Origin of the sequence: Albidovulum sp. (assembly GCF_049646345.1) — a bacterium.
Classification (GTDB): Bacteria; Pseudomonadota; Alphaproteobacteria; order Rhodobacterales; family Rhodobacteraceae; genus Albidovulum.
On sequence record NZ_JBARVQ010000112.1, the window covers coordinates 1 to 11347 of the forward strand.

9 protein-coding genes and 1 pseudogene are annotated in these 11347 nt (G+C 58.5%); 4 read left to right on the forward strand and 6 right to left on the reverse strand.

What is annotated here, in order from left to right; genetic code table 11:
* Positions 1 to 403, reverse strand: a 403-nt coding sequence (locus tag WBB85_RS02860) for a hypothetical protein (RefSeq protein WP_432637115.1), incomplete at its 3' end; no start/stop codon positions are given.
* Positions 404 to 887: 484 nt separating this feature from the next.
* Here WBB85_RS02860 and WBB85_RS02865 point away from each other — a divergent pair.
* Genes WBB85_RS02865 through WBB85_RS02880 form a run of 4 tightly spaced genes read left to right on the forward strand, consistent with a single transcriptional unit; the run spans position 888 to position 7841 of the window.
* A complete protein-coding gene (locus tag WBB85_RS02865; protein ID WP_432637116.1) occupies positions 888 to 3326 on the forward strand; it encodes a hypothetical protein in 2439 nt (812 codons plus the stop codon).
* A gap of 3 nt (positions 3327 to 3329) precedes the next feature.
* Positions 3330 to 4961: a hypothetical protein gene (locus WBB85_RS02870; protein ID WP_432637117.1), complete on the forward strand. Its 1632-nt coding sequence runs from the start codon at positions 3330 to 3332 to the stop codon at positions 4959 to 4961.
* A 2-nt stretch (positions 4962 to 4963) separates the two neighbouring features.
* Complete coding sequence (locus WBB85_RS02875) at positions 4964 to 7258, forward strand: type IV secretory system conjugative DNA transfer family protein (protein ID WP_432637118.1); 2295 nt, start codon at positions 4964 to 4966, stop codon at positions 7256 to 7258.
* Positions 7251 to 7841, forward strand: coding sequence for a hypothetical protein (locus WBB85_RS02880; RefSeq protein WP_432637119.1), 591 nt, complete (start codon positions 7251 to 7253; stop codon positions 7839 to 7841). Before WBB85_RS02875 ends, WBB85_RS02880 begins: the two co-directional genes overlap by 8 nt.
* A gap of 122 nt (positions 7842 to 7963) precedes the next feature.
* Here WBB85_RS02880 and WBB85_RS02885 read toward each other — a convergent pair whose 3' ends face one another.
* The 5 genes and pseudogenes from WBB85_RS02885 to WBB85_RS02905 all read right to left on the reverse strand — a co-directional run.
* Entirely contained in the window at positions 7964 to 8194 is a 231-nt protein-coding gene (locus WBB85_RS02885) for a DUF2274 domain-containing protein (protein ID WP_432637120.1), read from the reverse strand.
* A gap of 7 nt (positions 8195 to 8201) precedes the next feature.
* On the reverse strand, positions 8202 to 9335 hold the full coding sequence (locus WBB85_RS02890; protein ID WP_432637121.1) for a TrbI/VirB10 family protein: 1134 nt from the start codon (positions 9333 to 9335) through the stop codon (positions 8202 to 8204).
* Positions 9332 to 10318 (reverse strand): P-type conjugative transfer protein TrbG, encoded by a 987-nt coding sequence (trbG, locus tag WBB85_RS02895; protein ID WP_432637122.1) that lies wholly within the window; start codon positions 10316 to 10318, stop codon positions 9332 to 9334. Before trbG ends, WBB85_RS02890 begins: the two co-directional genes overlap by 4 nt.
* Positions 10315 to 11004 carry a conjugal transfer protein TrbF gene (gene trbF / locus WBB85_RS02900; protein WP_432637123.1) on the reverse strand — a complete coding sequence of 230 codons (690 nt, stop codon included), beginning with the start codon at positions 11002 to 11004 and terminating at the stop codon, positions 10315 to 10317. The genes trbG and trbF overlap by 4 nt, the downstream gene beginning before the upstream one ends.
* Positions 11001 to 11347, reverse strand: a pseudogene (locus WBB85_RS02905) (P-type conjugative transfer protein TrbL); the annotation flags it as partial. The pseudogene WBB85_RS02905 and the gene trbF, both read right to left, overlap by 4 nt.

Sequence of the window (11347 nt, forward strand, 5' to 3'; positions counted from 1 at the left end):
TTTCAGTTCCAATAAAGTCTGCGCTAGACGCTGCAACACATTCGATTTCGCAAGAACCACCAGAAAAACGTTCTTTGAAGTTCTGCTGGAAAGAATCGATCAGTTCCCGGTACGTGCCAAAGGTCAAAAGCTCAGGGAAGCCTAGCTTTTTCGCGATATGCATACGCTTTTCAACATTTTCAGAACCTCGCAAGAGCTGACTGATAGCCGTTTTCTTTGCTTCGGAAATCGGCCGGCCTTGGCGCAGGAGGCTTAGATCAGGCGGCTGAACATATATGACACTCGAGGGGCCCGAGTTAGCATTCAGTTCCTCGCATAGCAGTGGGCCTGAGAAAGCTGCATCACCATACTGCCTGGGATTGCACCAAAAAAGGTACGCTAGTAGCGCATCAAGCGGTTCCAAACGTGCTCCCCCACCTCTTCCTCGAACCCACTTACGCGGACTACCTAAAACCTTTGCCCTAGACTAGCCTCGACGCCTGAAATGACAAGCGCATTCTTCCTTGGTGTCAAAAAAGTGCAGCCGTATTTTGAAGTGAAGCGGCTGATTTCTGGCTGTAGTTTTTGATTGCTGTCCGGAACGACAGGGCTCTAGGGAAACCGTGCTCAGAAGTAGCAGTGTGACTTGAGCCCAAGCTTTCGAGAATGAGGCTGACGTTTAGCTTTCAGCGCTGGATCGGAATAGGTGTTGCCCATCGACTGAGGAAATTGCGACACTGTTTCAGAAAAGGCTTTCACAATACTGCGGGAGATTTGGCGCTTCTAGCTCCAATTCGCAGATACACTGTTCGTATATGCTCAACAATTAACAATGGATTAACCGAAATATCTTTCTGCGCGGCGTTCTGCTGGTGTGACCTCGAACAATCTTTTTTCGAGGTGCTCGCATGCATGAAGGAAAGGCACAAGCAGATAGCCGCGGGCGTAACCGAAGCGGCGACACCGACCCTCAAAAAGCGACGGGTCGAGATGACGCGAATGATTACCGTTATGAGGATGAGTGCCTTCACCAGGCTGCCGGGCTCTTTGACGCACGAGCGGACGATGCAACTCTTCATAGTTATCTGGCACGGCCCAAAGTAGTCCTACGTAATTTTAGCAAACGTTCCGTTGCCGAAACGCAGCAAACCACGGAGCGTCTAGAAGTGCAACAGGCTGAGAGCCTGCGTTTCGGGCTTGCGTCTATGCCGCGCAAGATAGCGGCCTCGATAGCATTGTTTGCCGCGCTTCCGGTCAGTGTGCTGGCTGCGGCATTCGCTTTCTCAGACATAGTCGAACAGGCGACGCAGAATATGGTGTCGGGTGCTCTCAATGGCCACGAAGTGGTCGACGAGGTCTCTATAGCCCTAGCTTGCGCCAGCCGCGCAAGAGTGGTCGATGCAACCCGTCAAAGTGCAAGCTGGATTCCTGTAGCACACGGTTGCCTTCAGCCTGGTGAAAGCCCGGACGAACGGGAGACACTGACTCCACATCTCATGACATCATCCATCCAAGACGATCGGACTGTTGAGCTGTTGGCACCAGCCATCGCCGCACTTGAAGGAAGCCACAACGGGCCGGGCACCCTCTATGCGCTTAACGCTCGGGGTCTTGGCCGGGTGGTTCTCCGCGAAGTCCAGCGGCTCTGGTCGCCCGACCTTGCTCGCTTTGGCGGATCTACAGCTGTGCTGAGTGGCTTCGAAACGCTGCGGGATATGCATGGTCGGCAGCTCACTGAAGCGCAAAAAATCCAAAACATGCGCGACATGGTGGCCTTAGTCGCCACGTCGCTACCTCAAGGCATTGAACGCGATCGATTCGCCGCGTCGACCAATCCTGTCCTGTTGATCCATAGCGGGCCGGCCGGCGGAATGTCGGTGTCTGGTGAGATGGCTATGGAGGCGCTGTTTGGCCGCACTCACATAGAAACAGAATGGGAAGCATGTCTCTTTGCCGCTGCGTTTTACACTCAGATCGTGATACCGGCGCCAAGCGCTAGACCTGAAACCGCAAGCGTTCGTCACGACTTATTCCTTTCCAGTCTGGCCGCCGCGAAGGGACGAGCAGACGACGACTGCCTTACTCGTTTGGAAGAAGAGGGACAGCTGACGGACGATGCGGCCGAGACAGCGCGCCAGGCATTAGCAGAATTCCTGCCGCATGTGTCAGTCTGGACCCACGGCACCGGAACTCATCTGCCGGGCGCGTTTGCTGCTCTTAGGGACGAGCGCTTATTGCTTGGCCCAGAGGCGGGCACCGCAGAAACCTATTTGGACCCGACTGCACAGCGCATGCTCTCGCGCGCCGTCGAAGATGTAAGGAACCGCACGGCAAGCAGCATCGGAGAAGAGCTTTGTCATACGGTTTGCGATAACGGGCAGCACTCTGTCGATGTCCTTGCTGTAGCCGTCGAGTTCGACGACGAATCCGAAAACGTCGTAGCAATACACCAATCACGCGGCGGCCTGTTTCACGGACCGGTGGTGCCTAGCGAAGACGCATATGGACGTGGTGAGGTCACACGCAGTCTTGGCTCGCTGCCGAAGCTCTATCTCGGACTACGGCTGGCCGCCGAAGGTATCACTCATCTTTGCCCGCGCGACGCGCTCGGCCTGAGCGATGCCGACGGCGCTCCAGCTGCCGATTGCAGTGATCGCGCGCAATGGCTGACGCTCGAGGAAAGCATTGCGAGATCCTCGAACCGGGCCCTTGCTGAAGGAATCCGTATTCTTGGAGTGCCAACAGTACTCGAGGGCATGCAGGATCTGGGGGCCCAAATTGCAGACGAAGAAGATCGCCGACGGATCGTGACCGGTGTAGGCGTTCCCAATAGCCCAGAGCGCTTCATCCGGTTTCTAACTGCGCTTGGCAGGGGCATCGATGGCCAGCCAGCGTTTGGCTACCTGCCGCAGATTTCTGCAGGCCCACGCCAAGGGTTCATGGACTTGCCCGCAGAGTTGTTCACTGCCCATCCTGCATTACTGCGTGATGTCCTCGCCGCGCCGGTTATGCATCCTCAGGGTACCCTGCGCGACCTTCGTGAACCTCTTGTCCAGCGCGGTTGCGACATGGCTTCCATCATTGGGAAGACAGGTAGCTCCGAGACCGCGGATGAAGCCGGCACGGGCATCCGAGACAGATACATCGCCCTGCAGGTCACCTGCCCAGATGCCAACGGCGTCATGCGCGATATCGCAGTTTTCACCATGATCGGCTCACCCCAAATCGACATTCCGCTTACCGGAGTGACGGCCGCAGACCTTCGCACTCTCGCGCTGGAGACTTTGGACTCTGGCTTGGCTGCTGCGGCCGCCGACCCCCAAAACACCACAAGCACCGGAGAATAACAAATGGCATATGGAAGCGTTCACCCCGACGCACAAACGAATGTTCCGAAAAGCTTCAAGCGAGTTCTAATCTTCGCGCTCTTCCTCCTCTCCATGCTCAGCCTGCTCGGAACTACCATGGGCTTCGCGGAGCTGGTCAGGGGCGCGTTTTCAAGCCTTGAAGACCGCCTCCCCTTTGATCCTGTATGGCTCGAAAGGACTGGCGCCTTCGCGGCTGCTTCGGTGGTGCAAGGATTGGTTACTGGATTCTGGATCATGGCCGGTCTGACCGGCTATGACGTGTTTTCACGGTTCGGATTTCTTTTTGGCGGTATCGCAGCGAGTCTCACCTCCGGCTTGATGGCAGTCGCCTTGTGGCTGAACCCGCTCGGGGCACTGGAACAGATCGCCCGCGCGGAAACATACGAGCGAGCTGGCTCGATAATCGAAGCCGGCACGGGTTTTGTTGCTCGACAGAATGAGTTTGCCCGCATGTCGCGCCTGATTTCTCAGACCGCGAGTCAGGAACGAGAAGCAGAGGTGCTGGGTCGTTCTTGCGACGGGCCAGCGGTAGAGCCGGGTGAAGGCCCCCGCTGGCGCCTTAGACTTGCCATGACGACAGAGGCCAGCTCTTTTGCGGAAATCTCAGAGGAGCTAGCAAGCTCTGCAAGAGCGGCCCTGGATTTGCCTGCAGTTCCGATAGATGAAGATCTTCAAGAAATGCTAGCTGCGCTGCGGGATCTGAGCTTCGATCCGCGGATCGGCGAAATGCAGGCTTGGTATGATGAACGGATCTCTGCCTTTGCTTCGGGGACACACCGCGATGTGCAGACCGGTCGAGACTTTGTGTGTTTTGATGCTACAGTTTTGACAACATTAAGGGATGCCCGTGAAGCTTTGGAAGCCACGATGCAGCTTCCGAACCTGGCTCCGCAAGCGGCCCAAGCCGATCAGAACCTGGCCCTGCAGACAAGCTTCGGGTCTTTGCTTCAGTATCTTTTGCATCTGATAGGTGCGGCAGATCCAATCTCAGCTGAGGAGTGGGAACGGATATCGCCGGCCGTGGTCGTCGCGTTGATAGTCGAGATTGCCATCGTCCTTCTTGCGCAGGTGCTGGCGAGGTTAAACCCGCGCTCCCCCACCCCGGTCCGCCTCCCTATCGGACGGAAACTCGACGAGGATCTGTTGCTTCCGCTACTGCAACGTCGCGAAGTCTGGCAGCTTTTTTTCCACCCGTTGCCAGCCTTGCGCCCTAAGCTGCTTGGTCCTTGGCGGCCGACGATCAATCACGTTTTTCTGGTTCCGGCAAACGGCGATCCAGAACAACGTAGCATCGCAGCAGCAGAAGCGGCGCGTTGGGACATGAAGCCGATGCCGCATTGTCTGCCGAAAGACCTCGAAGAGCTGAGTGTTCTGCGCCTAACCGGGAACGGGAGCGCTCTTCGAGGCGCGACCGAGTTCCGCGCGCATAGCGTGCCCGAGAGCGCGATCAAATGGTGGCGTCAGGCGCTTGTCGACATAAACGACGAACTCCTTTCGGCAGGGGAAGGAAAGGTCATTTGGGGCGATTTTCAGCGGCAGCAGGATGCCCGCCAGTCCGCCTCGGAGGGAAGCAATCGAGGGTCGTCGGAAGGCCAGAGGGTTTGGGAGGAGTAGATATGTTCGTTTTTCGTGCGATGCGCTGGATTTTCCGTCGTCTTCTCGGTGTACTTCGGAAGAAGGGGTGGCTTTATATCCTTGCCCTGATCGGTTTCATGTCGCTTGACATGATCTTCCCCGCGCTCGGGGGCAACCTAACGACCATTGGGCTAATTCTTGGTCCTGCCATTATTATGGGCCTGACCTTTGGCATGCTAAAGCGCCTTGACGGTACTATGCCTCAGTTTCTGGCTCTGTCGACGTACATGGGATTTGCCGGGATTTACGCACTCTTTCGTGCTTGGTCGAAGGCTGCGGAGAGTACGCTTCCCGAAGTTCTCGGCCCAGTGTCGAGATGGCTTTTCGGTCCACTCTGGAACGCCGCGGCTGGTATCGTCGCTGGGCTACTCGGCGAACCACAGGCCGTTCCGATTCCGGTTTGGGGGCCATTGCCTTTATCCCGGCACCTAATGGCAATGGATCCGCTTCTAACGGCCCTGAGCCTAATCGTGTTGGCTTGGTCGCTGCGCATCTTTCTATATGGCGCCAGCAGATACGGTGGAGAGACCCAGCGTACGCCTCGTGAGCGCAAGCTGGCCCAAAGCCGTATAACGTCGCTTTGGCGGGCGAACTCCAATTTGATTGGAGCGCGGCGGAATGCCGCTAGAGTGCTCCGGAACACCATTGTCGGTCCAAAGCTAAAAGCTGGCATGCTTGTTATTGGTTTCTCAGGTCCGCCGAGATGGCGGCCTTGGTGTTGGCCATGGCTGGCGATTTCTTGGCTCGTGAGCCTTGTGCGGCCAGTTGAAATGACGATCTTTGACTTCCGTCGAATGATCGTTGCCGATGCAGGCAATGGCGCCATGCTGATCGGTGGCTCAGGTGCCGGTAAGACGCTTGTCCAGACTACTTGGCTCATGTTCAGCCAATCATCGAAGATATTGATTGAGACACAAGGCAATGTGTTTGAAAAAGACCTACCATTGATCGAGGCGGCGGGTCGTAGACTGTTGATCATCTCGACTGATCTAGGTCGCGAAACTGCGACCCTAAATGTTCTGAATACAATTGATCCGGAGCATCAAGACTTCTGGGACCATGTCATGAGGATCTCCGCATTGGTGATCCAAGAGAGAGGCGAGCATGGAACTCTCGAACGTTGTGCCCGCGAGCTGATTGCAGCAGCAATCGCGAACACGATCTATTTTGGGCGCGTTCTCGACGAAGAGCCGACTCTCGAAACCGTTTATGCACATTTGACTGACCGCGATATCAGCGACGAATTACGTTTCTGGGCCGACGAAGGTCATCCTGCATTCCGCGCACTGTCGTCGACCCTTGCAGCACGGACTGACGATCCAGAGTTCCTCAATTCCTTAGCAGCGATCTACTCGCCAGAGCTCGGTTTTCTCGCGCATCCTATTAAGTCTGCGATGGTGTGCGGAACTGGAAATAACCGATTTGATCCAGGGATCTTGCTTGCGGACCCATCAATCGATGTCGCGATCCAGCTAGCGCAATCGACCATCGACGTAAGCGGTGCTCTACTGAGGCTTCTACTCGGGGCGCTCATAGAGCAGCGCATTCAATTGAGTGCAGAGGCAACAAAGCGCCTACCCTCCCCTACTGTCACGCTCTGGATCGATGAGATTGCCGCATTTGCGGGGCCTACCGGCACGGGTGGAGCACCGATGCTTCGAGAGATCGTCGATTTCCACCGCCAGAAAGGTGTCCACTGGGTCTATTCCGCACAAAACACCCAACAGATCGATCTTGGATGGGGTGAAGGAACCTATGCGAAATGGTCGAACAGCGCCGTCGTTCGCATTTTTGGCAAGGTAGGGGCAGACCCCGATCTAGATCAGCACATCTGTGAAATCGCCGGCAAAACCTTGCAAGAAAAAATCGAGAAAATCCCGGGAGCCGGCGGCGGTTGGCGTGCATATCAAATGGTACGCGAAGAGGTCGACTTATTGCCTCCCAATCTTCTTTCGAAGATGGGCGAGGACCGCATGGTTGCATTCGTACGCACAAAGCAAAGAGGATTAGTCAAGCTTTGTCCTTGGCGACCGGCCCATTTTGAACACCCCGCCATGAAGGGTCGGTTCATCAGAGCCAGGCAACGGTTCAACCGGAGCCCAGAAGCCGTCGATAAAAACACATACTCCGATGCACTCGCTGCGACGAAGCAAAACCTGATCGCTCAACTTGAAGACAACGCCAGATCTCACTCGCCTGCATCCGGAGAGTGCAAAGAGCCACATGAACCAATTGAACCCGAAACTCTGAAAGCGAAGGAGACTACAAATGCCTAAGGGAATGAAATCGCCGAACTCCACGGGAAGATCAAATGGAAAAGCAGCCGCAAAGGGCCTGAGTAGCGCGCCAAAGGTCAAGGCAAGATCCCCACAGAACACCGCTGCGTCCTTAACGCGTGGCCAGATGCAAGGTACCGCGACGTCTAACCAAGAGCCAAAAAAACTCGATCGCTCCAACGTGCTTTTTTCTGGGTCTTTAGTAGACAAGGCGATGAAATGGACACAGAAGACCTTCGGCACTACCAGAAAGAAAGTTCACAAAGCACTGGCGGAAGACCCCGCTTTCTTAAAGACAAGGCATGCCACTCCGGAAAACGTCGCAAAGATGAAGGCTGGCAAAGCCCCTATCGCTCCTAAGGAGCAGTGGCTTGGGAAGCGGCGAACGATGGAGCTTGATCACAAATGGGAACGCCGTGACGGGGTCAAGGAAAATCGTGTGGACAATTTAAGGCTAGTCGGTCCGCTTACGCACAAGATGAAGATGATGAGGAAGTTTCACCAAGCTGCCGGTACTGAAATGCCGAAAGACCTCAAGGCATCCCCTAAGAAAACCGTGAAGAACGGAATCAAATCGGTTTGAACCACTTGGCCGCCTGCGATCGAGGATCCAGATCACTGGCGGCCACTCCCTTTGCGGCAATTTCCGAGACCGAACCGGTCTTAAACTGCCAATCAGCGCCGTTCATCGAGGCGTCCGCTTTGTCAAGTTCGTCCTGTCTTTTCCCGCTGCGCCTTCGCGAACGCGCGATCCGTTGCCATGAAGCGCTCTAGCATGGGCACAGCAAGTTTGACTGGTTCGATTGGCCCCCGTCCTGCTTCTCGTCCGAGGATTTCGCCATACGCGAGGAGGTCGCGGTGGAGGCTTGCAGGGAGTTCGAGGGTCAGCTTGACTGGCTTGTCGTCCGGGATAGGGCCGAGTTTCAGCTTGGTCATATCAACCTCATGGCGGTGCAATGACAAGATCACGCGTGACGATCACACGGACGGGGAAACCCGGGCGGATCGTGAGGGTCGGCGGAACGTCAAGCTGGCGCTGGACTATGCGCTGGCCGACCTCATTGATCGTGTCCAGAGCCCCGTCGCGGAGCGAACGGGCGAGGCGGTCTTCCTCGTTCACCGCCAATTCCGCGCCGACAGCCAGCAGCGTCGAAAGACCTGCCGCGCGCAGGATACTGGCCCAGTGATTGTCGACGCGATCCTCGAGCCCAGCAAACCCGGCGGTATCCGCCCCTGGTTCGCGTTCTAGAAAAATAGACCTACCGTCGGGAAAGATCAGCCGCGTCCAGACCAATAGCACGCGGCGCTGACCGACAGTGACCCCATCGTCGTATTCACCGATCAGGCGTGTGCCCTGGGGAATCAGGAGCAAGCTGCCGGTTGGACTGTCATAGACATTCTGGATGACCTGGGCGGTGATCTGCCCAGGCAGATCGGAGCGGATACCGGTGATCAGCGCCGCAGGGATGATGGAGCCCGCCTGCAGGAGGAAGGGTGAGGCCGGGGGCTGGACGCGGTCCGGCGCGACTGTTCGGCGATCGGCAGGTGCGTTCAGGAAGGCCTGCCGGGGATCGGTTTCTGGGGAAACGTTAAGCCCAGCCCCCGACGCGCCAGGCGGCGTCTGGAATGCGGAGGACGCTGGTTGAGCGCCTGACCGTATCTGGAAAAACAGCTCGCTGACGCGGGCGGCCTCCAGTTCAGCCAGACGTTGTTGCTCTACCGGGTCCATTGTTGGAGGCGTGAGGCTGGGTGCCGCAACAGGTTGGCCGCGCCGCTGCGCATCAAGAATACCGCCGCCAAGATCGCCCGGAAGCGATGGGCCAAGTTGGGGGATGGCATCGTAGCTGCCGGGTAGATCCCGCAAGCCATCAGCCGGCTGCCGACGGTCGGTGGTGATCAACTCGTCCGGTCCATCGATGCGGTCCGGACGCTGGAGGCCATAGACCATCGCTGCACCAATCCCGAGGCCCGCAACAACACCGAGGCTGATGATCACCTTGCGTGAAATCCGCGTCACGCGGGGCGGATCGGCCCGCAACCGCATGGCCGACGCGGTGTCATGAGGTGTCTCCGTCATGTCGGCCGCTCCGCAGTTGCTTGGGCGGCGGCTGCGTCGGATTGCGGTTCCATCCGCAGGATGCGCACGACCTCTTGTCGAGGACCGCGTCCGAGGCGGAGTTCGGCCGCGCCGAACAGGCGGTCAATAATCAACACATTGCCATGGATGCGGCTGTTGACGATCTCCAACTCGCCATCTGTGCCAAGCACGAAAAGCGGCGGCATCTCTCCCTGTCCGATCCCGCGCGGGAAGACGACATAGACCCTGCGTCCGTCATCGAAGACGGAGACCGGCCGCCACGGCGGGCTATCGCCTTGCACTTGCAATCCGTAGCGATGATTGCGCGCGTGCGGTGGCGGAATTCTCGGCGTGGCGGCAGCGATTCGTGGCGTCTCCGGCGCTTGTGGATAGGCCCAGGAAATGGCGGGCATCCAGGTCTCTTCGCTGGCATTGAGCTCGATCAGATAGGTGCGCCTGTCGGTCGAGATGACGAGATTGGTGCTGATGTCGGCGCGCGTGGGTTTCACAAGGACGAGGACGCGGGCGTCCCGGCCTGACCCGCTTTCGGTGTCTCCGATGATCCAGCGGGCGGTGTCACCCGCCGCGATGGGACCGGTCCCGGTCAGGCGCTCGCCGGGCTCGAGCGCGATGGTCGTGATCTGGCCCGGGGCGGCGTAGACCTGATAGAGCGCGCCTTCAGACCAAGGGTAGATCTGGATCGCGTTGAAATACCCCGCCTGCCGAGGCTCGACCCGGGCCGCATCATTGGCATTCCCGACCTGTGCGACAGGTGTCGCAGCCGCTTCTCCGCCCCGGCTCGGGGTCCAGGCGGGCGGGACATGCAGAGGTCTTGGTCGCTCATCTGGCGCAGTGACCGGCGGCGATGGCAAGGGCGGGACGGCATCGTCATAGGCAAACTGCGGCGGGCGGTCGCTGGCACATCCGGTGAGGATTGTAGCGGCAAGCAAGACGATGGGCAGGACAGGACATTTTTGGGTCATTGGCTCATCTCCCGCGACCAGTTGATCGCGTTGACATAAATTCCAAGGGGATTGGCGCGCAGGCGCTCAGCGGTGCGCGGTGGATCGATCACGAGGGTCAGGATTGCGGTCCAGCGTTCGGTGCGGGCCAGTTGACCGTTGTCGTAATGCCGCTCCGTCCAGGCGACACGGAAACTGTCCGGCGAGGCGCGGATGACGCTTGAGACATCAACCGAAACCTGCTGCTCGCCCACCCTCGTGAACGGATCGTTGGCGCGGGCATGATCATTCAGCGCTAGTGCCCCACGGTCGGTTGTGAACTCATAGGCGCGCAGCCAGTTCTGGCGGACCACCACGGGATCAGCCGGCAAGCCCCGGACTTCCTTCACGAAGCGGGCGAGATGCCAGGCGATCTGCGGATCGCTCGGGCTATACCCCGCTGTTGCCGCCTCAACGGCCCGTGCTTCGCCATGACTATCGATTTCGACAACGTAGGGCACGACGGTACCGCGCGCCGATTGCCAGACCAGTGCCGTTGCGAACCCGGCCGACAGAATCAGGCAGCCAAAGGCCATGAGGCGCCAGTTCTTCGCCTGCACCCGGGCGGTGCCCATGCGTTCGTCCCAGACCTGGGTGGCCTTCTGATACGGGGTCTCGGGTTCGGGGGTCTTACCGTAATGGGTGGAGGCGCGTTTGAAAAAACTCATGTGCGATCACTTTCGGACAGAGGAACGGAGGCACCACCGCCGGGGCTGTCGCCCGAGCGCAGTGCATGGGTGGCGGCAGAGACGCCGTGGCTCATCGTCTGGTTGCGGCGCATGGATTGGGCCCAGGCGGGCGGGCTACCTGCGGGGCCACCGGCGGGTGACGCGGAAGCGCCCGCAGCCGGGCCTGAGGAAGATGTGCCGCCCGTTGCGGCAAACCCGGCGCGTGCGCCCTCGGCATGACTTGCGCGCAAGCTTCCAGCGGCCGAAGCAGCGGCCTTGCGCAGGGGTGAGATCGCAGCGGAGCCTGCGGAGCGGGCGACGCCGCCCAGACCGGAGGCAACAC